Origin of the sequence: Streptomyces sp. cg40 (genome assembly GCF_050320165.1) — a bacterium.
Lineage (GTDB): Bacteria > Actinomycetota > Actinomycetes > Streptomycetales > Streptomycetaceae > Streptomyces > Streptomyces hokutonensis.
In genome coordinates, this window is record NZ_CP190128.1 from 1,340,992 (window position 1) to 1,366,604 (window position 25,613).

Consider the following 25,613-nt stretch of genomic DNA (forward strand, 5'->3'; position numbering starts at 1 on the left):
AGCCGGACGGAGTAAGGGATTTGCTCTCAGACCGGCCCGACTCCCGTGCCGCCCTTGAGGCGTTCCAGGTCGGAGGGACGGACCTGGATGACGACCACGGCGATCAGCGCGGCGACCACGGTGAAGATCGCGGCCATCACGAAGGCGGCCGACGCTCCGGAGGTGAGGACCTGGTCGCCCCAGATGCCCGGGAGCTGCCCGGTGCGCTCGAAGCGGAGCCGCTCGGCCGGGGTCGCCTGGGACAGGAACGCGCTGATCTGGTCCTTCGCCTCGTTCCTGCTGGCCGTCCCGAACATCGTCACCAGGATGGACAGTCCGAGTGAACCGCCCACCTGCTGCATGGCGTTGAGGAGCCCGGAGGCCGCGCCGGTCTCCTGGACGGGCACGTCGGAGAGCGCCATCAGGGTCAGCGAGACGAACTCCATGCCCATGCCCAGGCTGAACACCAGCATCGGGCCGAGCACACTGCCCGCATAGGTGGAGTGGACGTCCGTCAGCGTCAGCCAGGACAGGCCGCCGGCGGCGAGGATCGCGCCCACCACCATGAACGGCTTGGGCCCGTACGTCGGCAGGAACCGCGAGGCCAGGCCCGCGCCGACCGCGATCACCGCGCTGACCGGCAGGAAGGCGATGCCGGCCATGAGCGGGCTGAAGCCCAGCACGTCCTGCACGAAGAGGGTGAGGAAGAAGAACATGCCGAAGATCGCCGCGGAGAGGCAGAGCATGATGCCGTACGTCCCGGCCCGGTTGCGGTCGCGGAACATGTGCAGCGGGGTGATCGGCTGCCGGGAGCGCCGCTCGACCAGGACGAACGCGGCGAGGACGACGACGGCCGCGCCGAACGAGGCCAGGGTGAGCCAGTCCCGCCAGCCCTCCTGCGCGGCCCGGATGAAGCCGTAGACCAGCAGCACCATGCCCACGGTGGAGGTCAGCGCGCCGGTGATGTCGAAGTGGCCGGGGTGGCGTTCGGACTCGCGGATCCAGCGCGGGGTGGCGAGGACGATGAGCAGTCCGATGGGCACGTTGACGAAGAGGACCCAGCGCCAGTTCAGCCACTCGACGAGGATCCCGCCCATCAGCAGCCCGATCGCGCCGCCGCCCGCCGAGACACCGGCGAAGACGCCGAACGCCCGGTTGCGCTCCGGCCCTTCGCGGAAGGTCGTACTGATGAGGGCGAGGGAGGTCGGCGAGGCGATGGCACCGCCGACGCCCTGGAGGGCACGGGCAGCGAGGAGTTCGCCGGAGTTCTGGGAGAGCCCGCCGAGCAGGGACGCGATCACGAAGAGCAGCACGCCGAACACGAACACGCGCCGCCGGCCGAGGATGTCGCCCGCCCTGCCGCCGAGGAGCAGCAGACCGCCGAAGGTGAGGGTGTAGGCGTTGACGACCCAGGCGAGGCTGGTGGTGGAGAACCCCAGCGCGCTCTGGATGTGCGGGAGCGCGATGTTCACGATGGTGATGTCGAGGACCACCATCAGCTGACAGGAGGCGATCACCAGCAGCGCCATGGTGCTTCCGCCACCGCCCGTGTCCCGGGTGGTGGCGGTCCGCGCTGGGGAGTCCTGCCGAGGGCCGCTGCTCATGGTGCTTCGCACTCGCGAGGGGTCGGTGGACGGTCACGCCCACCGGATGCTCACCGTTCGACGGTACGCCCGGCCCCCGCTCCCCACCACTCGATCATCGGCGGTCCAGCGGCTAGGTTCACACATGACAGGACATGGGGAGAGACCATGGGTGACCGTGGTCGTCGTCGACGGCACACCCAACGCCCCGGCGGGAGAAGCGACATGACCAACGTCGACGTGCACCAGCACCTGTGGACCCCTTCACTGGTGACGGCTCTGCGCGCCCGCCGCGAACCGCCGTATCTGGACGGCTGGACCCTGTTCCTGGACGGTGAACCGCCCTTCGGGATATCGCCGGCCGACCACGACATCGCCCGGCGCGCGGAACTCGCCGCCGCCGACGGTCTCGACCGGGTGCTCGTCTCGCTGTCGGCCCCGATCGGGGTGGAGTGGCTGCCCGCGGCCGAGGCCCGGCCGCTGCTCGACGCCTACCACGACGGCGCGGCGGCGCTGCCCGAGCCGTTCGGGGCCTGGGCCGCGGCCTGTGTGCGGGACATCGACGCGAGTGCGACCGCCAAGGACCTGGACCGCGGCTTCGCCGGCCTCCAACTGCCCGCCAACTCCCTTGGTGACGCGGCCGGTTACGACCGCTGCGCCCCGCTCCTCGACCTGCTCGAGGAACGCGACCTCCCACTCCTCGTCCACCCGGGGCCCGCGGTGGGTTCCCCGGCGGACCCCGGCTGGTGGCCCGCGATGGTGCCGTACGTCCAGCAGATGCACGCCGCCTGGTACGCCTTCCACGCCTTCGGCCGGCCGCGCCATCCGCGCCTGCGGGTGTGCTTCGCCCTGCTGGCCGGGCTCGCCCCGCTGCACGGGGAGCGGCTCGCCGCCCGGGGCGGCGGACCCGCACGGGCCGACCTCGGCGTGTTCGTCGAGACGTCGTCCTACGGCCCGACCGCCGTCGAGGCGACCGTCCGCGCGCTCGGTGTGAACGCCGTGGTCCAGGGCTCGGACCGGCCGTACGCCGAGCCGCCGCGGCATCCGGGGCACGGGCTGGGCGGAGCGGCGGCGTACGCCTTCCGCATCGCCAATCCGCGCAGGCTGCTGACCGGACAGGGGTGAAGGGCCCGCTCCTGGTCCCCCTAGGTCGCGAACGTCCGGCGGCGCGCCCGTGCCGCCGCCAGGGCCGCCGTCGCCTCGCGGGCCCGGTCCGCCAGGTGGGCCGAGCCCCAGGCGAGGGCGGTGTGCTCGGCCAGGGTGTAGTTGTCGGCCGCCTGATCGTCCTCGCCCAGGAGCCGGTACAGGTCGGCGAGGGCGTGGGCGAGGGGGCGGGTCGCGTAGGCGGCTCCGGCCGCGCCGGCCAGCTGGTCACGGACCGGCAGCAGCTGCGGGACCAATGCCGACGCCAGGTCCGAGTCGCCGTGCAGCACCGCGAGTTGGGAGCGGAAGTCGAGCTCAAGTCCGTACAGGTGGTCCGTCACGGGTTCCGGCGGGCAGCGCACCGCGAGTGACTCGTCGAGTCTGCCGAGGCGGGCCAGGATGAGGGCGAGCGCCACTCCGCAGGGCGCGCCGACGGTCTCGTACACCTTCCGCATCACCGGTTCGATCTCGGCCACCCGGTCCTGGGCGAGCCGGACGGTGGTCAGTCCCAGCGTGCCCAGGCCGCTGGCGTGGTGCGAGCCGACGCGGCGCAGCAGGACGTCGGCCTCGGCGTACCCGGCCTCGGCCGCGTCGAAGCGGCCGGCGACCGTCGCCAGCATGGCCGAGGTCGCGACGCCCAGGCCCTGCGCCCACACCATGCGGTAGCGGTGGGCGAGTTCGAGCCCCCGCTGGGTGTGCCGGCGTACCGCGGCGGGGTCGTTGAGCGTGCCTGCGGTCATGCCGTCGAGGTGTTCGGGGACCCAGCGGTAGGCGGGCAGGTCGTGGGCGTGGACGAGTCGGCGGAGTTCGGCGACCAGCGGGGTCCGCGCGGCGGCCTGGGTCTCCAGCGGCAGGAGCCTGGCCGAGGTCATCAACGCGGCGGCGAGCAGGCGTGGTTCGCCGTTGGCGCGGGCCAGCGCGAGTTGCGTGCGGGCCGCTTCCAGGGCCCGGGGCGCGTTCTCGGCCGCCACCGCTTCGACGCAGACCTGCAACACCCGTGCGCGGGTGGGGTCGTCGAGGCCGGGATCGGCCGCGAGCCGTTCCAGGCGCTCCAGGGTGGTCCGGTCACTGAAGCCCTCCAGTCTGCTGCGCCAGGGCGAGGGTTCGGTCCAGGCGCCGTAGACCGCGGCCACCAGGTCGCCCCGGTCGGCCTGTTCGGCGAGTTCGACGGCGCGCTGCCGGGTGCGGCGGGCCGCTTCGGTGGAACCGGCCCTGAGCTGCGCGCCCAGCAGTCGCACCAACAGGCTTACGGTGTCGTCGAGTTGGGTCGGTTCGGCGGCCGGTCCGGTGGCTGCGGCGCGGGCCTCGATCGCCTGCTGGATGAGGTCCACGGCGACGTCGTGGGCGTAGCGCCGTTCGGCCGCCTCGGCGGCGCGGAGCGCGTAGTCGACGGCGAGGGGTGCGTGCGCGGTGCTGCCGGAGTGGGCGAAGTGGTGGGCCAGCGCGGCGAGTTCGTGCGGCCGGTGGTGGCGCAGCGCGTGCGCGACGCGGGCGTGCAGCCGGGCCCGGCGTACGCCGGACAGGTCGGTGTACACGGTGTCGCGGACCAGCGCGTGCACGAACCGGACGCGTCCGGGGCCGGATTCGGTCAGCAGGTCCGCCGCGAGGGCCGCGTCGAGGCCCTCCAGCACCGTGTCCTCGTCGGTGTCGGCCGCGTCGACGAGGACGGCCGCGTCGGCCTCCAGGCCCACGACGGCCGTGAGCCGCAGGGCCGCGCGGGCGGTGGCGGGCAGCAGGGCGAGCCGTCTGCGCAGCACGTCGCGTACGCCCTGCGGGACCTCGGACACGGCGACGAGGGCGCCCTCGCTGGCCAGCAGCCGCGCACTCTCCAGGACGTAGAAGGGGTTGCCGCCGGTCCGTTCGGCGAGGGCCGTGACCGTCCAGGGGTCCACGGTTTCACCGCACACGGCGTCGACGACGGTGGCGACGTCGTGCGCGGCCAGGCCGCTCAGCGCGACGCGGCGCGGTGCGACGGGCGCGAGATGGGCGAGGGTCTTGCCCAGGTCCTCCCCCGCCTCGGCGGGCCGGTAGCTGGCGACGGTGAGCAGGGGTACGCCGGTGACGGCGGCCGCGGCTTCGAGCAGGGCGAGGGTCTCGCCGTCGGCCCGGTGCAGGTCCTCCAGGACGACGGCGAGGGGGAACTCACCGGCCGCCGCGCGGAGCCAGGCGGCGAAGGCGCGGTGCATCCGGAAACGGCCGGCGGTCGCCTCGTCCCGGGTCGTGACGGCCGCGCTGTCCTGTTCGCGCAGCAGTACGGCGAGTTCGGCGGGGCGGGTGGGCGGCAGTTCGCGGGCCAGCGCGCCGAGTGCCTCCGCCCAGGCCCAGGCGGGCGGCGCGCCCTCGTACTGGGGGCACCGCCCGACCACCACGGTCCATCCGGCCGAGCGCAGCCGTCCCTCGACCCGCCCGAGCAGTGCCGACTTGCCCACCCCGGCCTCGCCGGTGACCAGCACGACACCGCCCCGCCTCCGGGCGGCCCGCGCGGCGGTGTCCACCGCGTGCAGTTCGCTGTCCCGGCCCACGAAGAGGCCGGCTCCGGCGCGCGGTTCACCGCTGCGGCTCGGGACGAGGCCGGTTTCGCCGCCGAACCCGCCGGTCGCGGGCCGGTGTTCACTGTGCCTGGCGGCCAACGCGCCTGCGTCTGGGCGCAGTTCGACACGGCGCGGCGCCTGGGCGCGCAGTACGTCGAACCGTCCGTTCAGTACCGCCTGTTCCAGTTCGGCCAGTGCCGGGCCGGGGTCGCAGCCGAGTTCCTCGCGCAGCACCCGGGTCGCGCCCCGCAGCGCGGCGAGGGCGTCGGCCTGTCGTCCGCAGGCCCACTGGGCGAGGGCGAGCAGCCGCCAGCCCTCCTCCCGCAACGGGCTCTCCCGTACGAGGAGTTCGGCGGCCGGTACCGCCTCGGCCGGGCGGCCGGTGCCCAGGTCGGCGGCGACGGCGAGTTCGCGGGCCTCGGCGCGCAGAGCGGTCAGGCGGGTCACCTCCGGCTCGGCCCAGGCCTCGTCGGCGTGTTCCGCGAAGGCCGGGCCCTGCCACCAGGCGAGCGCCTCGGCGAGCAGTGCGCGGGCCTCCTCGGCCGGTGCCTGCCGGGCGCGGGCGACCGAGATCTCGAAGCGCCAGGCGTCCACCGCGTCCTCGGGCAGCCGCAGGGCGTAGCCGGGAGGCGAGGTGACCAGCACGGTCGCCGGGGTGCGTGGCGGCCGGCCCGGTTCGAGGGCGCGGCGCAGGTGGGACACGTAGGTGTGCAGGGAGACCATGGCGCGGTTCGGCGGTGCCCCGCGCCACAGCGCGTCCGTGATCCGGTCGACGGGCACGACGGTGCCGCGGGCCGCGATCAGCAGCGCCAGCACGGCCCGTTGGCGTGGAGCGCCGAGTTCCACCGGTCGCCCCTCGTCATCGGCGCCCAACGAACCCAGGACTCGAATACGCAGCACGGCGCGGGAATCTACCCGAGCCGTGTCGAAGCCCGGTCAACGGACGATAAACGCCCTTCCCACAGGCCTGCGGAGAGCACCGCGGCCGACCGCGCCAAGTGGACGCCAAGAGGGCCGCACCACCCTGGGAGGCTGTTGCCGATATCCGATCGTTGGAGCAAGCAAGCGTGTCACCCACCAGCACGACGGACGACCTTCCCACGGCCGAGCGTCCGTACACCCACGAGATGATCGTGGTCCACCGCGTCTTCCGCCGCGAGTCGGCGTATCTGCCCCGCCTGGTACGGGCCGTTCCCGACGGCGACACGGCCCGGGCCACGAAGGTCGCGGACCATCTGCGCGAGTACGTCGCGGGGCTGCACAGCCACCACTCCGTCGAGGACGACCTCATCTGGCCGCACCTCCAGAGCCGGGCGCCGGACGGCGAGTTGGTGGCCCGTATGGGGGAGCAGCACCAGCGCGTCGACGTGAGCCTGACGGTCGTGACGGAGTGGACGGCCGCGTGGGAGCGGGCGGCGGACACCGTCGCCGGCGAGGAGTTGGCGCTCGCGCTGGAGCAGCACGTGGCCGTGCTGCTCGAACACCTCGACGACGAGGAGCAGTCGGTGCTGCCCCTGGTCGCGGAACACCTCTCGGTCGAGGAATGGGACCTGGTCGGGCGCCGCGGTCTTGAACGGATCCCCAGGAACAGGCTGTTGATCGCGCTCGGCGCGATCCTGGAGGACGCCACACCCGAGGAGCAGGCGTACTTCCTCGACCGGACCCCGCTGGTCGGCCGGCTGCTCTGGAAGGCCGTCGGCCGCCGCCAGTACGCCGCCGCCTGCCGGGCGATACGCGCTCCGCTGGACGGGGAGCAGAGCCGATGACCCTTCTCGACTCCGCGCCGCTCGACGTCCTGGACGCCTACCGCACCTGCGAGTTCGTCACCCTCGGCCGCGACGGGACACCGCCGGCCTGGCCGACCGCCGTGCGGCGGCGGAAGGACGGCACGCTCCTGCTGAGCACGTCCCTGGCCTTCGCGCAGAAGGCGCTGAACATCCGCCGGGACGGCCGCGTCGCCCTCCTCTTCTCCGACCCCACCGGCAGCGGCCTCGACCACGCCCCGCAGATATTCGTCGGCGGCCGTGCCGAGTGCCCCGACGAGATCATGACGGGTCCTCAGGGAGCAGAGGACTACTGGCGGATGCTCTTCGAACGGCAGCCGCACAGCAGGGCGTACGTCTCTCCTCCCCTGCGACGGTTGATGGACTGGTACTACCTCCGGCTGCTGATCACCGTCACCCCGGACCAGATCGTCGTACGACCGCCGCTCCCCGCGGCGGACCAACAGGCCCCGGAGGCCTTGTCCTTGCTGCCGGGCGCGGCCCAACTCGCCCGTTTCTCCTCGGCGGTGCTCGCCGCGCGCGACGCGTCCGGGGCACCGGTGCTCGCCCGGACCCGGCCCGTACCGGCCGGGGACGGCTTCGCGGTGGAGGTGCCCGCCGACTGCGCGGCGACCGAGGGCCCGGCCTCGCTCCTGGTGCACCGGCACGACGAGCAGCTGAACAACATGCACAACACCCTTGTCCGGGGCACCCTGAAGGCCGCGGACGACGGCTGGCTGCTGATCCCCGTCAAGGTGGTGGAGCCCATGGGTACGGGCCGCCCGACCGACGCGATCCGCGTCCTGCGCGACACCCGCCGCGCCACCGCCCGCTATCTGGAACGGCGCGGCCTGACCCGTCCCCGGGTGCGCTGGGACGAGTTCAAGGCCTTGGCGGCATCCGCGAAACGGAAGTGACGGATCGTCAGTTCGCCGCGTTCATCAGGTCGAGCGCGCTCTGTTGCCGGGCCGCGTCGGTGGAGTCCGGCGGCCCGGCCCAGTGCAGCCCGTACGCGTCGAGGGCGTTGCGGTCGTTCGCGTAGGCGGTGGTGGCCTGCCGCGCGATGTAGGAGGCGTAAGGGCGGTCGGACAGACGGGAGTTGAAGGCACTCAGCCCCCGGATGTACGCCCCCTTGAACGACGGCCCGTCACCACCGCAGCCGCTCGCCTCGCACGGTTCCCGAAGAATCCCACCGGAGTTGAGGTCCGCCGACGTGGTCGAGGCGTCGCCGATCTGGCGGCCGGTGGCCAGGAGGGCGGAGTCACCGGTCGCCCGGTACAGCTCCGAGAGACCACCGAGCAGCACGCCCTGGTTGTACGACCACGTCGTGTCGCCGTTGTTGCCGCAGGTCGCCAGGTCGATGCCGTCGTTGACCAGGTGGGAGCCGTTGATCATGCCGGTGCCCTTGAACCAGGACCACTCGGCGTCGGCGCGCCCGAGGTACGTCGTGTCGCCCGCGATGCGGTTGTGCAGGGCCGCGTTCAGCTCCAGGTAGAGGGAGTTGGCGATCGCGTTCTTGTAGGTCCTGGCGGTGCTCCACCACACGCCACCACCGCAGGTGGAGTCCCAGTAGCGGGCCATGTAGTCGGCGTCCGCGCGGGCGGTGTCGAGGTAGCGGGAGTCGCCGGTGAGGTCGTACGCGTCGACCCAGGCCAGTCCCCACCAGCCGGTGTCGTCGATGTAGTCGTTGGTGAAGTTGCCGCCCTGGGCGGAGAGGTTGCGGTCGTAGGTGTTGGCGATGGCGTACTGGTAGCTGCCCATTCCGGTGACGCGGATGTTGTCGATGACGGCGGTCAGGGCGTTGGCGGAGTTCCACCAGCCGGTGGTGTCGAACAGGCCGGTGCCCAGGTTGTAGGACTGCATCAGCGCGGTGGCGGCGGCAGTTGCGCGGCTGCCGGCGTTCCAGGTCGTCCGGGCCCACTGCGTGCAGGCGATCTCGGCCCGGTCACCGGCCTTGCCGCAGGCGCGCAGGGCGCCGACGCCCAGGGCGTTCCAGTCGTCCACGTTGTACATCAGGGTGCGCCAACCCCCTTGCCCCGTAGGGATGGTGGTGTCGCCGAGCTTGCTGCCCGAGCTCCAGGTGCGGCCGCCGTCGAAGGAGCGGTCGAGCCAGACCTCGTCACCGGGGCTGCCGTTGGTGATCGAGGCCCAGCCCATCGCGTCGGTGTCGTCGAAGTGCAGGGTGAGGGTGCGGGAGTAGATGGTGGCCGAGACCGGCTGCCGGTCTCCCGGGGAGAGGGCGGGGTCGCGGGCGTCGCAGTACTTGTTGCAGATCGTCGCCTCGGCTGCGGCGCTCGCGACACCGGTGGAGACCGGCACGAACAGGGCCAGGGCGGCGATCAGACCGGTCCCGACCCGCCTGATTCGTCTAGCTGTTGATGTCATGCCGACTCCGTGGGTGTGGGGGGATGCGGGCGGTCAGCCCAGGCGCCACTGCTGGTTGGCGCCGCCGTTGCAGGACCAGAGTTCCAGGGCGATGCCGTTGACGTTGCCCGCGGGCTGGTCGCCGCCGGTGACGTCGAGGCAGAGGCCTGACTGGGTGCCGGTGACGGTGCCGTTGGGGTTGAGGCTCCACTTCTGGTTGGCGCCGCCGTTGCAGGTGTAGAGCTGCACCTTGGTGCCGTTGCCGGTCTGGTTGTTGTAGGCGTCCAGGCACTGGGTGCCGCCGTAGAGCCGGAGTTCACCGGCGGCGGTGATGGTCACGGCCTGGTTGGTGCCGCCGCCGCAGTCCCAGATCTCGATCTTGGTGCCGGGGGTGGTCTCGCCGTTGTAGGCGTCGAGACAGCGGTTGGAGGAGGCTCCGATCAGGGGGTGCGTGGTGCCGACGCTGGTGCCGCTGCCCGCGGAGACCCGGTACATGACCGAGCCGTGGCCGGGGACGCTCGCCGAGATGGTGCCGGTGGTGGAGCTGATCACGTGCGACCAGAGGTTGTTGAGCCGGTACGAGGACGCCGAGGGAAGGCCGGCGGCCGTCGCGGAGGTGGTGATGGTGGCGGCGGAGGAGTTCTCGTTGAAGAGGACCACCGAGACGTCACCGTTGGCGAGCGGCTTCGAAAGGACGTGCAGGCCACCGGAGTTGGAGATCTCGGTCCCCTGCTTGCCCAGGGAGTCCTGGTCGACGGCGACGACGTCCTTGTTGCCGTAGAGGGAGAGCGTGGCGGCGGTGGCCTTGCGCAGGTCGGTGCCGGCGATCAGGGGTGCGGCCATCTCCGACCAGAGGCTGAAGTGGGAGCGGTCCTCGGTGAACGACATGCCGTTGCCGACCTCCAGCATGTCGGGGTCGTTCCAGGCGCCCGGCTCGGCGTACGCGGCGAGTTTGACGTCGGCCTTGTAGATGGACACCACGGTCGAGAAGTTGACGTTGATGTCGCCGGTGGTGCGCCAGCTGTTGCCGACGCCCGCGCCCCAGGTCCACACGTCGGCGAGGCCCCAGCTGCAGAGGCTGTAGACGATCGGGCGGCCGGTTGCCGCGAGGGCGTCGCGCATCGCGGTGTAGCGCTGCTGGTCGGGCACGTTCTGGTGGTTGCAGTTGTCGTACTTGAGGTAGTCGACGCCCCAGGCGGCGAAGCTGTCGGCGTCGGTCTGCTCGTGGCCGAGGCTGCCGGGGTAGCCGGCGCAGGTGGCGGTGCCGGCGCTCTCGTAGATGCCGAGCTTGAGACCCCTGCTGTGGACGTAGGCGGCGGTACCGCTGATGCCGTCGGGAAACTTGACCGGATCGGGGACGAGTTGGCCCGCCGCGTTGCGGGCCGAGGTCATCCAGCAGTCGTCGATGTTGACGTACTGGTAGCCGGCATCCTTCAGCCCGGAGGAGACGAGGCGGTCGGCGGTCTGCTCGACGAGCTGCTCGGTCACGTCGCAACCGAAGGCGTTCCAGTCGTTCCAGCCCATCGGGGGCGTCCGGGCGAGGCCGTTGTCGAGGGCATGTGCGGGCGGTGCGGCGCGCAGTACCAGCAGGGCCGGGACGAGGGCCAGCAGCAGCGCCATGGTGAGGGCGGCGCTCAGACGTCTCCTGAACGGTGCCGGAACGGTCATGTCGAGGTCTCCTGCTTCGCCGTGGGGGGCTGCACGAACTCACCGTTGGAAACGTAACCATCGCGAGGGTTCCACCCGCCGGCTTCGGCCGTCAATGGTCCGGACCAGAATGAACCGGGAGTGAACTGCCCGTGCCGTCAGAGGCGTTGACGGTCTCCTGAGTCGATGACAACGTTTTCATCACCCGCACCCTTGGAGGCCATCATGTCCCTGCGCCCCTCCCGGCGAGTGATGATCGGTTCCGGTCTGGCCGCACTGACGGCGACGGCCGTCACACCGGCGGACGCGGCCGAACGGCCCGGCTCCGCAAAGGCGTTGTCCCGCGCGAGAAACGCGTACTCCGCGCTGAAAAGACACTTCGACACCACCGACGGCTCCGGGCTCGTCCGCGAGCAGCTCCCGGCGGCGGCCGGCGACAACCCGTACTCGTACGAATGGCCCTTCTCGCAGGTGCACATCGCCGCCCTCGATCTCGCCGCCGTGGATCGGGAGTTCGAGCCGGAACTGGCCCGACGGGCGGCAGCGCAGGAGCACTACTGGAAGCCCGGCGGAGGCACCACCGGCCTCCCCGGCTACGCCTCCTACCCGGTCGCGCCGTTCGGCTCGGGCGGGGACATGTTCTACGACGACAACGAATGGGTCGGCCTGGCCAAGATCCAGCGGTATCTCCAGACCGGGGACACCGCCGCGCTGGCCCGCGCGAAGGAGATCTTCACCCTGGTCAGGTCCGGCTGGGACACCGACAGCGGGCATGCCGCGCCGGGCGGGGTCTTCTGGACGCAGGCCGACTGGAGCCACGACCGCAACACCGTCTCGAACATGCCGGGCGCCCAACTCGCCCTGCGGCTGCACCAGATCACCGGCGAAGCCGACTACCTGGACTGGGCGAAGCGCTTCCACGACTGGACGAACACACACCTCCAGAGCCCAAGTGGCCTGTACTGGGACCACCTTGACCTCCAGGGGACCGTGGAGAAGACGTTCTGGTCCTACAACCAGGGCGTGCCGGTCGGTGTGGCGGTGCTGCTGTACCAGGTCACCCGGGACCGCGCCCATCTGCGCCGGGCGGAGCGGGTTGCCGCCGCCGCGTACGCCTACTACGTCACGCAGGGGCGGCTGTTCACGCAGCCCGTGTTCTTCAACTCGATCTTCTTCAAGAACCTGCTGCTCCTGGAGTCGGTGACCGGGAAGGACACCTACCACCGGGCGATGTCCGACTATGCCGACCAGGTGTGGGACACGATGCGCGATCCCGCCACCGGGCTCGTGCACTTCGACACGGCCGGTGGCACCCAGGCGATCCAGCAAGCGGCACTGGCGCAGCTCTACGCCGTGCTCGCCTGGCCGCGTGCCAAGTGGCGGACACTGTACTGACGTTACGGGTGCCCGATCTCCCCCGTGCCGCGCGCGATCAACTCGACCGGGAGGACGGTGCGTCGGGAGGGGGAGTCGTCGCCGTCGATACGGTCCAGCAGGATATGGGCGGCCCTGCGGCCGAGTTCCTCGGTGTCGGAGGTGACGACCGTGACCGGGGTGGGCAGCATGTCGGCGAGCTTGAAGTCGTCGAACCCCACTACCGCCGGAGAGACTTGGAGCTCACGGCAGGCGCGCAGGACGCCCTCGGTGAGGAAGCCCGTGGTGGAGAAGACCGCGGTGGGCGGGTTCGCGGAGGTGAGCAGGGTGCGGGTGGCGGCCTCGGCCTCCTCCGTGGTGCCGGCGCGCAGGGTGACGACCAGGTCCTTGCCGGGCTCGATGCCGCTGCGGCGCAGCGCCTTGCGGTAGCCGCGCAGCCGGCGTCCGGTGCTGTAGTAGGAGGGCGCGACGAGGATCGCGATCCGCTGGTGGCCCTGGTCGACGAGGTGCTGGGTGGCCCTGCGTCCGCCCTCCTCGTTGTCGACGAGGACGACATCGGCCTCGGCGCCGGTGGCCGGGCGGTCGACGAAGACGATGGGCACGTGGTCGTGGCCGTTGATCTCGTCGAGGAAGGCGTGGTCGCCCTGGTCGGGGACGATGATGAGCCCGGCGACCCGGCGTCCGATCAGCTCGCCGACGGCCCGGCGCTCCACCTCGGGGTCCTCGTCGGCGGTGCTCAACAGCACTGCGTAGCCAGCCTCGTTGGCGACCTCGACGGCGGCCTTGGCGAGGGAGGCGTAGAACGGGTTGGTGAGGTCGCCGAGCAGCAGACCGATGGTCATGGAGTTCTGGCCGGGGCGCAGGGAGCGCGCGATCTCGTTCCGCTGGTAGCCGATGGCGGTGATCGCCGCGTTCACGCGCTCGGCCGTCTCCTCCCGGACCGTGCCGACGCCGTTGACGACGCGGGAGACGGTGACGACGGCGACTCCGGCCCGCTCCGCGACGTCGCGCATCGTGGGCCTGGTGTTCTGGCTGTGCGGGGGACGACTTCTCACGTGGGTTGAAGACCAACCTTCCATCGCGTACCAGGGGCCGGGACCGCGCCCAGGATACGTTTCCGGTCCCGGCCCGCCGCTCGGCCTACGGCCCCAACCGTTGCTCCTGATCACATCGTTGATCTTGCCGGTCATCGTCTGAAGGTCGGACAGCGGCTCCTTGCCGTTGAGGATGTCCGGCCAGTAGGCGGTGATCAAGTCGTGCGAATAGCGGGAGAGTTGGGCCGGGGCCGCGACCGGGGAGTCGGGCAGTACCTTGCTCCACACGGTGGAGTCGAGGTGCTTGAGGACCTTGAAGGTGGCGTCCGCGTTCTGCCTGTACGACTGGGTGCAGATGCCGACCGCGTCGTAGAGGGTGGCCGCCTTGGTCTGCTGGGGAAGCGGGGCGAAGCCGTACTTGGTCTTCGGCTTGTCGCTGAGGAAGCCGGCGGCCAGCCACTGGCCGCTCCACAGCATCGGGATTTCTCGGCAGCGTGTCGATCTGCGGATCCCCCGTTCGACGGGTGGGTGGAGGCGCGGCCCGCGAGGCGGGATCCGGGCGGGCCGCGGCTCCGTGATCAGCAAGTACTGTCCATTCGTCGACGAGAGGTTCGGGGTGCCGAGCGTATGGCCGGCCGCCGGACGCCCGAGGAGAAGACATGCAGATCCGTGCCCGTATGAGCATGAGTGCCGATGGCTATGTGACCACGCCGAACGGGTGGCCCGCCCAGACCGCCGACCCCGCGTTCGTCTCCGGTGAGAGCCACGGGATCAGGGAGTTCCTCGAAGGCTGCGAGGCGGCGCTGATGGGCCGCACCACGTTCGAGCCCGCGCTCTCCAACAGCCGCTGGCCGTGGCCGGAGCTCGACGTGTTCGTGCTCGGCTCGCACCGTCCGGACGGCACCCCTGACCATGTCGTCGCCGACAGTGACCCGGCGCGGCTGCTGGCGAAGCTCCGCTCGGCCAACCGGGGCGGCGACGTCCACCTCATCGGGGGCCCGCGGACGATCGGGACGTTCCACGCCCTCGGGGCACTGGACACCCTCGAACTGGTCGTACTGCCGATGCTGTTCGGTGGTGGGATGCAGCTGACGCCCATGCTCAGTCCCGACACCGGGCTGGTCTTCGAACGCCAGCGTGCCCTCCCCGGTGGTTCGGTGGAGATCGTGTACTCGTGCAAGGGCAGTCGCGCCGAACTGCCCAGCAAGCCTGCCGGCCAACGCTGATCCCGGCCGGCCTCACGGCGTGATCGTCAGGCCGTCGTGGTCCGACAGGTCGGTGAGGTTGAGTTGGGTCGGGGGCGTTGCCCCGGTCGTCGTTCCCGGCATCACTATGTGGCTCAGGCTGATGTCTGAAATGGGGGCGCCCGGGAGGCCGTTGATGCGGGCGGCGGTCGTACCGGCGTTGCGGACGCGGACGTTGGAGATCGTGACGCCGGTGACCGGGCCGATGCCCGCCGTGTTGCCGGTCATCGGGGCGAGCCGGCTGCGGTTGCCGTCGCCGATCCGTTGTCACCTCAGGACGAACCTCCGTCGCCCGGGACTCAACTCCCGCAAACAGAACGGCGATCCTCCGGTCCCTCGCCGAATCGCTGCCATATTCGAGAACCACTTCGGAGGTGGCTGTGACGCTAGAGGCGACGACATCCCTGACGGCAGTGACACCCTCGGCGGACCGCACCGCCGGCCGCATCGCCGACCTGGAAGAGCGACGGGCGCGGGCGGTGGTCACGGGCGTGCCGAGAAGACACGGGGCGCTAGGTGCGCGGGAGCGGATCCAACGGCTGCTGGACGCGGGCTCGTTCGCGGAGACCGGTGTGTTCGTGCGGGCGAGATCGGTGGGGGACGGTGCCGGGCGGCCGTACGGCGACGGGGTCGTCACCGGGTACGGCACGGTCGACGGACGGCCGGTCTGTGTGTTCGCGCAGGACTCCACGGTCTTCGGCGGCAGCTTGGGCGAGGCCTTCGGCGAGAAGACCGTGGCGCTCATGGACCTCGCCCTGAAGACCGGGTGTCCGGTCGTGGGGCTCAACGACTCCGGGGGCGCCCGCATCCAGGAGGGCGTCAACTCCCTCGCTCTGTACGCCGAGTTGGTGCGGCGGAACGTCAAGGCGTCCGGGGTGATCCCGCAGATCTCCGTCGTCCTGGGCCCGTGTGCGGGCGGCGCCGCCTACTCCCCCGCCATCACCGACTTCACCGTCATGGTGGACGGCGCCTCGCACATGTTCGTCACCGGTCCCGACGTCATCGAGGCGGTCACCGGCGAACGCACCACCGCCGAGGAACTCGGCGGCGCCCGCACCAGCAACTCCGTGAACGGCAACGCCCACTTCCTCGCCGCCGACGAGGAGGACGCGCTCGACACCGTACGCGACCTGCTGTCGTACCTTCCCGCCAACAACCTGGAGCGGCCCCCGGAGTACGCGCCCGGAGCGGTCGCCGCCGGGGACCCGCTCGACGAGGTCGTCCCGGACCGGCTCGGGCACGCCTACGACATGCGGGACATCCTGCGCGCGGTCGTCGACGACGGTGAACTCCTCTACGTCCAGGAGCTGTTCGCGCCGAACATCGTCTGTGCGCTGGCCCGGGTCGAGGGGGCGAGTGTCGGGGTCGTCGCCAATCAGCCGCTGCACTCGGCGGGAGTCCTCGACATCGACGCCTCCGAGAAGGCCGCGCGGTTCGTGCGGTTCTGCGACGCGTTCGGCATCCCGCTGCTCACCTTCGCCGACGTCCCCGGCTATCTCTCGGGCGTGAGCCAGGAGCGGGGCGGCATCATCCGGCGCGGCGCCAAACTCCTGTACGCGTACGCCGAGGCGACCGTCCCCAAGGTCACCGTGGTGGTGCGCAAGGCGTACGGCGGCGGCTATGCGGTGATGGGCTCCAAGCATCTCGGCGCCGACCTGAACCTCGCGTGGCCGACCGCGCGGATCGCCGTCATGGGCGCGGAGGGCGCCGTGGGGGTGCTGCACCGGCGTCAACTCGCCGCGGCGGACGACCCGGAGGCGCTGCGGGCCGACCTGGTCGCCACGTACGAGGCCACGCACGGGACTCCGTACCTCGCCGCCGAGCGCGGGTACGTCGACGACGTCATCGCGCCGCGCGACACCCGCGTCCACGTCGGCCGGGCCCTGCGCGCGCTGCGGGGCAAGCGCGCCCCGATGCCGGAGCGGCGGCACGGCAACATCCCGCTCTGACCGCCGAGTTCAGCCCGTGCACACCACTCCCCCTGCCGCTCTCCCTGCTGTTCGTGAGGAGCCCGTCCGATGGACAGTCGCCGCCCGCCGCTCGCGCCCGCGTACCGGACCCTGCCCGAGTACGTGCGGCACTGGGCCGAACTCACCCCGCACCGACGGGCGTTCACCTTCGTCGACCATCCCACCCCCAACTCCCGTGGCGTACACCGCACGTTGACCTGGCAGCGCCTCGATCTGCGCGTACGGGCGCTGGCCGCCCAACTCGCCGAGCAGGCCGAACCCGGGGCGCGGGTCGCCCTGTTGTGCCCGCAGGGGACGGAGTACATCACCGGGTTCCTGGCGGCGCTGGCCGCCGGGATGGTCGCCGTACCGCTGTATCCGCCCGGTCTGCCGGGGCAGGGCGACCGGCTCGTCGGGGTGTTGGGGGACGCGCGCCCCGCGGTCGTGGTGACCACCGGCCGGGTGCTGACCGAGGTGACGGACTTCTGCGAGCGCGCGGAGGTGCCGGTCCTCGCGGCGGACCGGGTGCCCGACACCGCCGCCCTCGACTGGCGGGCGCCGGAGCCGGATTCGGACGCGACCGCCTATCTCCAGTACACCTCCGGGTCGACCCGGGCCCCGGCCGGCGTGGAGATCACCCACGCCAACGTCGTCGCCAACGCCCGCCAGGCGCTTGCCGCCTACGGCGCCGACGCGCATCCGGTGACCTGTGTGGGCTGGCTGCCGCTCTACCACGACATGGGGCTGGTGCTGAGCGTGGCGGCCCCCGTCGTACGCGGGCTGCCGTCGGTCCTCATGGACCCGGCCGCGTTCCTGCACGAACCGGCGCGCTGGCTCAGGCTGTTGGCCGCGCATCCGCGCGCGCTGAGTGCCGCGCCGAACTTCGCCTACGACTACTGCGCCTCCGCCGTCACCGAGGCGCAGAAGGAGGGGCTGCGGCTGGACGGGGTCGCCGCGCTGATCAACGGCAGCGAACCCGTCCGGCCCGGCACCGCCGACCGTTTCCACGCCGCGTTCGCCGCACAGGGGTTGGCGGCGGAGGCGCACTGTCCGTCGTACGGGCTCGCCGAGGCCACCGTGTTCGTCAGCGCCGCCCGGCCCGGCCGGCCGCTCGGCCGGTTCGCCCTCGACCGGGACGCCCTCGCCGCCGGGAAGGCGCTGCCCGCGCGCCCCGAGGATCCGCGCGCCGTGCTCCTCGCGGGGTGCGGAACTCCGGTCGGGCAGCGGGTGCGCATCGTCGATCCGGTCGCCCAAGCCCTGCTGGCCGAGGGGGAGGTCGGGGAGATCTGGGTGCAGGGCGCCAATGTGGGGCGCGGCTACTGGAACAACTCCGCACAGACCCGGCGGGTGTTCGGCGCCTCGCTCGGCGCGGACGCACCGGGCGGCTGGCTGCGCACGGGTGACCTCGGGACCGTCCTGGACGGGCAGTTGATCGTCACCGGCCGGCTCAAGGACCTCATCGTCGTCGACGGCCGCAACCACTATCCGCAGGACGTCGAGGCCACCGCCCAGGACGCGCACCAGGCCGTACGGCGGGACCGGCTCGCCGCGTTCGGGGTGCCGGGCGGCGCGGGCGAGCGGGTGGTGGTCGTCGCCGAACACACGCGCGCCACCAGCCTCGGCGACCTCGACGTACCGGCCCTGACGCGTGCCGTGCGCGCGGCCGTGTCCGCACGGCACGGGCTGCGGCTCGCCGATGTCGTCCTGGTCGCTCCCGGCACCGTGCCCCGCACCTCCAGCGGCAAGGTGTCACGGGCCCTGACCCGCGCCCGGTACCTGGAGGGCGACTACGCCACGGAGAGCGCGGGATGACGGCCGTCGACGGGAGCGGGACGGGGGAACGGACGACGGCCGCCGACGAGAACGCGCTGCGGCTGCGGATCGTGGAACGGGTGGCCGAGTGGTGCGGCACGCCGGCGCATGACGTGACGACGGACCGGCCGCTGGCCGAACTCGGCATGTCCTCGCGGGACGCGGTCGTATTGGCAGGCGAGTTGTCGCTGCTCACAGGGCACGACCTGCCGGCGACGCTGCTGTGGGAGGCACCGACGGTCGACGCCCTGGTGGCGCGGTTGTGCGGCACGGACTCCCGGCCCTCCCCGCTCGGCGTTCCCGCACCTGCCGTGCGGGCAGCGCCGGGTGAGCCCGTCGCGGTGATCGGCGTCGGCTGTCGGCTGCCCGGCGGAGTCCACGGCCCGGACGGCTACTGGCAGTTGCTGATCGACGGCGTCGACGCGATCAGACGAGTACCCGAGGACAGATGGGGCGACTTCACGCCGTTCCCGCCCGCCGAAACTCCTTTGTACGGCGGCTACTTGGACGACATCGCCGGGTTCGACGCCGACTTCTTCCGGATCAGTCCGCGCGAGGCCGCGGTGATGGACCCGCAGCAGCGGATCCTCCTTGAGGTCGTGCGCGAGACACTCGACCACGCCGCCGTCCCGGCCGCGGCCCTCGCGGGCACGGCCACCGGCATCTACGTGGGCGTCTCGGCCCCGGAGTACGGCCGCCTCACCGGTGCCGACCCGCACGCCGTCGACCCCTGGGCCCCGGCGGGCGCGGCGCTCAGTGTGGCGTCGGGCCGGCTGGCGTACGTCCTGGACACCCACGGTCCCAACATGGCGGTGGACACGGCCTGTTCGTCCTCCCTGGTCGCTCTTCACCAGGCCTGCGTGAGCCTGCGCGACGGCGAGACCGACACGGCGATCGCCGCCGGGGTGAACGTCCTGCTCTCCCCCGCCGTCGACGTCGCCTTCGCCCGGGCGGGGGCGCTCGCGCCGGACGGCCGCTGCAAGCCGTTCGCCACGACGGCCGACGGCATCGGACGCGGCGAGGGCTGCGCGGCGGTACTGCTGAAACGGCTGTCCGACGCCGAGCGCGACGGCGACCGCGTCCTCGCGGTGATCCGCGCCACCGCCGTCAACTCCGACGGCCGCTCGGGCGGCCTGCTGGCCCCCAACCCGGCCGCGCAGCAGGCCCTGTTGGCGACGGCGTACGGGCGCGCCGGACTCGCCCCGGCCCACGTGGACTACGTGGAGGCACACGGCACCGGCACTCCGCTGGGCGACCCGATCGAGGCGGGCGCGCTCGGCGCGGTGCTGGGCGACGGCCGTGACCGCGAACAGCCCTTGCTGCTCGGCTCGGTGAAGGGCAACCTCGGTCATCTGGAGTGCGCGGCCGGTCTCGCCGGTCTGGTGAAGACGGTCCTCGCCCTCCACCACGACCTCGTCCCGCCGTCGCTGCACGGGACCTCACTCCCCGACGCACGACTGCGCCTCGTCACCGAGCCCGAACCCTGGCCCCGCTACGGCGGCACGGCCACCGCAGGCGTCTCGGGCTTCGGCTTCGGTGGCACCAACGCCCATGCGGTGCTGGAGGAATGGCGGCCGACCGCGCCTCCGGCCCAGGGAGCCGGGGAGCCGGCCGCCCGCCTCCATCTCCTCTCCGACCTCGACACCGAGCGGGTCCGCGACACCGCCGCCCGGCTCGCCGCGTGGTTGCGCACGCCCGTCGGCAGCGCGGCCCGTCCCGCCGACGTGGCCCGCACGCTCGCGGGACGTACCGGGCGCGGGCCCGTGCGCGCCGCCGTCGTCGCCCGCGACGGACACGAACTGGCCGACGCGCTGGACGCGTTGGCGCAGGGCACCCCGGACCCTCGGGTGGTCACCGACGACCGCGACCGGGTGGGGCGCGGCGGTCCGGTGTGGGTGTTCTCCGGCTACGGCAGCCAGTGGACCGGCATGGGACGCCAACTTCTCGCGGAGGAACCGGCCTTCGCCGCCGCCGTCGAGAAACTCGACGCCCAGCTCGCCGACGTCTTCGGCTTCTCCCTCCGCGCACACCTCGCCTCGGCCGACCCCCTCGACCGCCTCGACGTGTCCCAACCCGTGCTCTTCGGAACCCAGTTGGCATTCGCTGAGCTGTGGCGGTCCTACGGCGTCGAACCCGCCGCCGTGATCGGTCACTCCCTGGGCGAGGTGGCCGCCGCGGTGTGCGCGGACGCGCTGGACGTGGTGGACGCGGCTCGGGTCGTCGCCGTACGGGCCCGGTTGCTTGGTGGGCTGCGCGGGGGCGCGATGGCCGTCGTGGACCTGGAGGACGGTGAACTGACCGACCTGGAAGGGGAGTTCCCCGGTGTGCAGGTCGCCGTGCACTCCTCGCCCCGGCAGAAGGTCGTCACCGGTGACGAGGTGGCGGTCGCCCGGCTGGTGCGGCGGCTTGAGCGGCGGGGGCGTGCCGCGCGGGCCATGCGGGTTGTCGGCGCCGGACATTCGCCCCAGGTGGACCCGCTGTTACCGGAACTGGTCGAGGCCCTCGCGGACCTCCGGGGACGGTCACCGCGCATCCCCGTCTACTCCACCGTCCTCGACGACCCGCGCGGCGCCTGCGAGTACGGCGCCGAGCACTGGGCCGCCAACCTGCGCCGGCCGGTGCGACTGGACCGGGCCCTCGCTGCGGCCGCGGCGGACGGTCGTACCGCCTTCGTCGAGATCTCGCCACATCCGGTCCTGGCCCGGGCCGTCGCCGACACCGTGCCCGGCGCACTCACCGTGGGCACGCTGCGTCGCTACGCGGCCGGATCCGCCGCGTTTCTCGGGGAGTTGGGCGCCTTGTACGCGGCGGGGCTGTCGTTGCCGGTACCGGCCGGCCGGGTCGTCGACCTTCCGCTGCCGCGCTGGCGGCATGCCCGGTACTGGTGGACGGACGGGCGGGGACGCGTAACACCTGATCGGTCGCCGGGACCCACCGCTGTCGTGGAGTCCCCACCCGCTTCGGTGGTCGCCCGCGTCGGTCACCACATCGCCGCCGTCACCGGCCATCCCACGGCCCGTATCACCCCCACCACCGCGTTGGCCGACCTCGGCCTGGATTCCCTGCTGGCCGTCCGGATCCGTACCGCCCTGGACCGCGAGTTCGGCATCGAGCTGCAACTGCGTGACTTGTTCGCCGCCACGACGATCGACGAAGTGGCGGACCGGATAAGGCAGTTGACCGATGAACCGCCCCCGCTCCGCACACTGCGCGCAGGCGGCTCGCACGCCCCGCTCTTCCTCTTCCACGCCGCCGGCGGCACCACCGACGTCTATCGCACACTCGCCCAACACCTGGGCGACGAACGACCGGTGCACGGTCTCGACCGGATCGAGGACGCCCGTACGGTGTCGGAGAAGGCGCGGCGCTACGCCGAGCAGATCACGGCTTTTCATCCCAACGGGCGCTGTGTGCTGGCCGGTTGGTCCTTCGGCGGGTTCCTCGCCCAGGAGACGGCACGGCTCCTCGTCGCCGCCGGGCTGGACGTCGAACTCGTCGCGCTCATCGATTCCGTACGCCCGCTCCACCGGCCCGGCCGTGTCCGCGCCCATCTCACCGGTTTCGCCCGGCACGTCGCCGATACGTACGGAGTACAACTGTCCTTGCCATACGACGAGTTGGTGGCCATGGACGACGACCGCGCACGCATCGACGCCGTGCTGCGCACTCTGCGCGGGGCCGCGCGGGTGCCGCCCGCCGTGCTGGAGCACCAGCGTGCCTCGTACCTGGATCTGCGGATCGGCGAGGCACACCGGCCGGGCCGGTACGAGGGCCCGGTGGTGCTGTACCGGGCCACGGAACCGGCGCCGCACACCGTGCGCGACCCGGCGTACGAACGGGACGACGACGCGCTCGGCTGGGACGAGGTGTGCCCGCGCCTGACGGTCGTACCGGTGTCGGGGCACCACCTCTCGCTGCTCGACCCGCCGCACGTCGACGAGATCGCCGCCCATCTGCGGCGGGTGCTGGCCTCACCGGGCGAATCCACCGCACCGGCCTGAGGACCCGCCGTTCCTACCGAGGAGCCGCCATGCCGCACCACCGCCCCGCCACACCGCAGCACCCCGTCGGAATCCCCCCACGCGCCGCCCTCCCGCAGCCCCCTTCCGGCGGGATGTCCCGCCGCGCCGCCACGCGGGTCGCCGCGGCCACCGGGCTCGCCGTCCTGTTCGGTGCGACGGGCGGCGTGGGACGGGCCAGGGCCGCGACGCGGCTCTCGGCGCGGACCTTCGACGTGTCCGTGTCCTCGCCCGCGTTGGGCCGCAGTGCTCCGGTGCGGCTGATCCTGCCGTCGGACTTCGCCGCGCAGCCCGGTCGGACGTATCCCGTGCTGTATCTGCTGCACGGGGCGCACGACGACTACACGTCCTGGACGCGGGAGACGGACATCGAGGCCTTCACCGAGGGGCGCGAGCTGATTGTCGCGATGCCGGACGCGGGGCCCACCGGCATCCCCAGTGTCTGGCGCGAGGGACCCGACTACGAGACGTTCCAACTCCTGGAGGTTCCGGCGCTGTTGGCCCGGGACTACCGGGCGTCCGGTGTGCGGGCGGTCGCCGGGGTATCCACCGGGGGCTACGGCGCGATGGCGCACGCGGCCCGCCATCCGGGCGCGTTCACCGCCGCCGCGTCCTACAGCGGGATCCTCGACACCACGGCGCCCGGAGTGCCCTCCCTGGTGGACACCATTGTGGCCCGCGAGAACCTGTCGCCCCTCACGCTGTGGGGCAACCCCCTGCTGAACGGGCTGACTTGGCGGGCCTTCAATCCGCGCGCCCAGGCCGGCGGGCTGCGCGGCACACCGCTGTACGTGTCCAACGGCAGTGGCGTGGCCGGGGGTTCGGGCGACTGGCTGCCCGAGGCGCTGGAGAGTCTGCTGTGGCCGTCCGCGCACAGTTTCACCGGTGTGCTCGCGCTGCTCGGCATTCCGGTCACCACCCACTTCTATCCGGGCGGAGGGCACAGCTGGGCCTACTGGAAAGGGGAGTTCACCGCCTCGTGGCCGATGCTCGCCGCCGCGCTGGGGCTGCCGGAGTGATGTCGGTGCAGCCGGGGCACGGAACGGAGCGCAGGGGACGGCCGTCCAACACGGGACGTCCCCCTCGTCCCACGGGCAACGGTCCGTGGGTGAGCCGCCTCCGGGGGAAAGGAGTGTCCGTCGTGGCCGTCCCCACCCCGCGCGGAGTACCCGCCGATCCCGCAGCCGCCCCGGTCCCGCCCGAACTGGCCGAGCTGCTGCGTGCCCAACTCCCGCGCGTGGCCGACGAGGTGGAGGAAGAGGTCCGCAGACAGGTGCCCGAGTACGGGCTGCCGTCGGGTGCCGTCTACCGCGAGAACCTGCGGGCCGGTGTGGTGCAGGCGCTCACCCTGTTCATCGACCACATCGCGGACCCGCGCGACCAGCGGTCCGCGATGGCCACGACGTACTACGAGATCGGGCGCGGTGTGGCGTTGGACGGCCGCAGCCTGGACGCGGTGCAGTCCGCGTTACGGGTCGGCGGGCTGCACGCCTGGCGGCTGATGGGGCGCACGGCGGAGGAACTCGGTCTGGATTCACAAGTCGTGGCCGTGCTGGGTGAGTTGGCGTTCCAGACCGTGCACGAGGTCGCCGAGGCGGCGGCCGCCGGTTACGCGGACGCACGGTCGCACAGCGCGGACGAGCTGGAGCGGCGGCGCGGACGGCTGCTCGATCTGCTGCTGGGCGACGGGCCGGTGTCCGCAGAGGAGGTGCAGGACCTGGCGCACGGCGCGCGGTGGCGGGTGCCTTCACGGGTCGCCGTCATCGCACTGGCCGCGCCCGCGGACCCGCGCGCCGAGGACCGGCCGCCGGCGATGCCCGGCGCGCTGGCCGACATGGAGTCACGGCCGCCGCGTGTGCTGGTACCGGACCCGGAGGGTTACGGCCGGTTCGGCGGGCGGTCGTTCGTGCTCGGCCTGGGCGGCCGTCCGGCGGCGGTCGGTCCCACGGTCCCGGTGTCGGAGGCCGCGCGGTCGCTGCGCTGGGCCACGCGGGCGCTGGGGCTGATGGGACGCGGAGTGCTGCCCCGGCAGGGCGTGGTGCTGTGCGCCGACCATCTCTCGACGCTGCTGCTGCACGGCGACGAGCCGCTGCTCGCGCAGTTGGAGACCCGGGTGCTGGCTCCGCTCGACGCGGCTTCCGAGGGCCAACGCGCCCGGCTGGCCGAGACCTTGCTCGCCTGGCTGCTCAGCGGCAGCAACGTCCCCGATGTGGCCGCCCGGCTCCATATCCACCCGCAGACGGTCCGCTACCGCCTGCGCCAGCTGGAGAAGCTCTTCGGTGAGTCCCTGCACGACCCGGGCGCTCGCCTGGATCTGATTCTCGCGCTGCGCTCGGCTGCGTCGCGGGAGGGCGAGCGCGACTCACGCGCCGACAAAAACAGGGACGGTTTCTGAATTCCCGTCCATAACACCCGGTGAAACAACGCGAATACCTTCGAGGTGTCCTTTCCACAGGCGCGTGGCACGCGCCCCACCCTCAAAGGATTCTCATGCGTATTCGCTTGTGCCTGGCCGCGCTCTCGCTGCTCGGCGGAGCCGGTCTCGCCACTCTCACCGCGCCCACGGCGTCGGCCGCCACCTGCGCGGACCTCGACGTCGTGGCGGCTCGCGGCACCTTCGAGCCGGGGACTCTCGGTCTGATCGTCGGCGACCCGGTGTTCTCCGCGCTCCAGCAGAAAATCACCGGAAAGACCCTCTCCAGCTATGCGGTGAACTATCCCGCCGACCTTTCCCCGACGTCCGCCGCGACGGGGAATCTCGATGTGGTGAACCACGTCGACGCGCAGGCGGCGGCCTGTCCTAATCAGCGTTTCATTCTCGTCGGCTATTCGCAGGGCGCGAATGTCGTCGACAATTCCATGGGGATCAGCAGCGACGGCGCGGTGGTCGGCAGCCCGATCGTGGCGACGATCCCGGCGGCCGTCGAGCCGAGGGTCGCCGCGGTGCTGCTGTTCGGCAACCCGATCCGTGCCCTCGGCAAGAGCGTCACCGGCATCTATCAGAGCCGCACCATCGACTTCTGCGCCGCCGGTGACCCGATCTGTCAGAACGGCGGGACGGACGTGCTGGCCCACCTCGGCTACACCTCGGACGCCGGTGCGGCGGCGACGTTCGCGGCGGGCAAGGTCTGAGCCGCAACAGCGCTGTGGGGCCCGGGAGTTGATACTCCC

The 25,613-nt window shown here is 72.2% G+C and carries 17 protein-coding genes; 11 read left to right on the plus strand and 6 right to left on the minus strand.

Annotation, left to right across the window (positions count from 1 at the left end):
• Nucleotides 1-26: 26 nt before the first annotated feature.
• Nucleotides 27-1,508, minus strand: a complete 1,482-nt coding sequence (locus tag ACQHII_RS05980; RefSeq protein ID WP_427925237.1) for an MFS transporter — start codon at nt 1,506-1,508, stop codon at nt 27-29.
• Between the two features lie 279 nt (nt 1,509-1,787).
• Here ACQHII_RS05980 and ACQHII_RS05985 point away from each other — a divergent pair, with 279 nt between their 5' ends.
• Nucleotides 1,788-2,687 carry an amidohydrolase gene (locus ACQHII_RS05985; RefSeq protein WP_427918238.1) on the plus strand — a complete coding sequence of 300 codons (900 nt, stop codon included), beginning with the start codon at nt 1,788-1,790 and terminating at the stop codon, nt 2,685-2,687.
• 20 nt (nt 2,688-2,707) lie between these two features.
• On the opposite strand, the gene ACQHII_RS05990 is transcribed toward ACQHII_RS05985, so the two are convergent.
• Nucleotides 2,708-6,136, minus strand: coding sequence for a BTAD domain-containing putative transcriptional regulator (locus ACQHII_RS05990; protein ID WP_427918239.1), 3,429 nt, complete (start codon nt 6,134-6,136; stop codon nt 2,708-2,710).
• A 167-nt stretch (nt 6,137-6,303) separates the two neighbouring features.
• On the opposite strand from ACQHII_RS05990, the gene ACQHII_RS05995 reads away from it, so the two are divergent.
• Together ACQHII_RS05995 and ACQHII_RS06000 are read left to right on the plus strand one after the other, a co-directional pair.
• Nucleotides 6,304-7,002: a hemerythrin domain-containing protein gene (locus ACQHII_RS05995; protein ID WP_427918240.1), complete on the plus strand. Its 699-nt coding sequence runs from the start codon at nt 6,304-6,306 to the stop codon at nt 7,000-7,002.
• Nucleotides 6,999-7,916 (plus strand): pyridoxamine 5'-phosphate oxidase family protein, encoded by a 918-nt coding sequence (locus ACQHII_RS06000; RefSeq protein ID WP_427918241.1) that lies wholly within the window; start codon nt 6,999-7,001, stop codon nt 7,914-7,916. Before ACQHII_RS05995 ends, ACQHII_RS06000 begins: the two co-directional genes overlap by 4 nt.
• A gap of 7 nt (nt 7,917-7,923) precedes the next feature.
• Here ACQHII_RS06000 and ACQHII_RS06005 read toward each other — a convergent pair whose 3' ends face one another.
• The gene (locus tag ACQHII_RS06005) at nt 7,924-9,384 is read right to left on the minus strand and encodes a glycoside hydrolase family 76 protein (protein WP_427918242.1); all 1,461 of its coding nucleotides are present in this window, start codon (nt 9,382-9,384) and stop codon (nt 7,924-7,926) included.
• Between the two features lie 33 nt (nt 9,385-9,417).
• Complete coding sequence (locus ACQHII_RS06010) at nt 9,418-11,031, minus strand: glycoside hydrolase family 27 protein (RefSeq protein WP_427918243.1); 1,614 nt, start codon at nt 11,029-11,031, stop codon at nt 9,418-9,420.
• A gap of 204 nt (nt 11,032-11,235) precedes the next feature.
• Here ACQHII_RS06010 and ACQHII_RS06015 point away from each other — a divergent pair, with 204 nt between their 5' ends.
• Nucleotides 11,236-12,405, plus strand: coding sequence for a glycoside hydrolase family 76 protein (locus ACQHII_RS06015; RefSeq protein WP_427918244.1), 1,170 nt, complete (start codon nt 11,236-11,238; stop codon nt 12,403-12,405).
• Between the two features lie 2 nt (nt 12,406-12,407).
• Here the strand turns inward: ACQHII_RS06015 and ACQHII_RS06020 are convergent, their stop codons facing one another.
• Nucleotides 12,408-13,895, minus strand: coding sequence for a substrate-binding domain-containing protein (locus ACQHII_RS06020; protein WP_427918245.1), 1,488 nt, complete (start codon nt 13,893-13,895; stop codon nt 12,408-12,410).
• 182 nt (nt 13,896-14,077) lie between these two features.
• On the opposite strand from ACQHII_RS06020, the gene ACQHII_RS06025 reads away from it, so the two are divergent.
• A complete protein-coding gene (locus ACQHII_RS06025) occupies nt 14,078-14,644 on the plus strand; it encodes a dihydrofolate reductase family protein (RefSeq protein ID WP_427918246.1) in 567 nt (188 codons plus the stop codon).
• A gap of 12 nt (nt 14,645-14,656) precedes the next feature.
• On the opposite strand, the gene ACQHII_RS06030 is transcribed toward ACQHII_RS06025, so the two are convergent.
• A complete protein-coding gene (locus ACQHII_RS06030) occupies nt 14,657-14,890 on the minus strand; it encodes a hypothetical protein (RefSeq protein ID WP_427918247.1) in 234 nt (77 codons plus the stop codon).
• Nucleotides 14,891-15,036: 146 nt separating this feature from the next.
• Here ACQHII_RS06030 and ACQHII_RS06035 point away from each other — a divergent pair, with 146 nt between their 5' ends.
• The 6 genes from ACQHII_RS06035 (at nt 15,037) to ACQHII_RS06060 (ending at nt 25,574) form a co-directional block, all read left to right on the plus strand.
• Nucleotides 15,037-16,611, plus strand: coding sequence for an acyl-CoA carboxylase subunit beta (locus ACQHII_RS06035; RefSeq protein WP_427918248.1), 1,575 nt, complete (start codon nt 15,037-15,039; stop codon nt 16,609-16,611).
• Between the two features lie 69 nt (nt 16,612-16,680).
• Nucleotides 16,681-18,423 carry a fatty acyl-AMP ligase gene (locus tag ACQHII_RS06040; RefSeq protein WP_427918249.1) on the plus strand — a complete coding sequence of 581 codons (1,743 nt, stop codon included), beginning with the start codon at nt 16,681-16,683 and terminating at the stop codon, nt 18,421-18,423.
• Nucleotides 18,420-22,424 (plus strand): acyltransferase domain-containing protein, encoded by a 4,005-nt coding sequence (locus tag ACQHII_RS06045; RefSeq protein WP_427918250.1) that lies wholly within the window; start codon nt 18,420-18,422, stop codon nt 22,422-22,424. Before ACQHII_RS06040 ends, ACQHII_RS06045 begins: the two co-directional genes overlap by 4 nt.
• Nucleotides 22,425-22,537: 113 nt before the next feature.
• Nucleotides 22,538-23,461, plus strand: a complete 924-nt coding sequence (locus tag ACQHII_RS06050) for an alpha/beta hydrolase (RefSeq protein WP_427925238.1) — start codon at nt 22,538-22,540, stop codon at nt 23,459-23,461.
• Nucleotides 23,462-23,583: 122 nt separating this feature from the next.
• The gene (locus ACQHII_RS06055) at nt 23,584-24,837 is read left to right on the plus strand and encodes a PucR family transcriptional regulator (protein WP_427918251.1); all 1,254 of its coding nucleotides are present in this window, start codon (nt 23,584-23,586) and stop codon (nt 24,835-24,837) included.
• A gap of 95 nt (nt 24,838-24,932) precedes the next feature.
• Nucleotides 24,933-25,574, plus strand: coding sequence for a cutinase family protein (locus ACQHII_RS06060; RefSeq protein WP_427918252.1), 642 nt, complete (start codon nt 24,933-24,935; stop codon nt 25,572-25,574).
• Nucleotides 25,575-25,613: the final 39 nt, after the last annotated feature.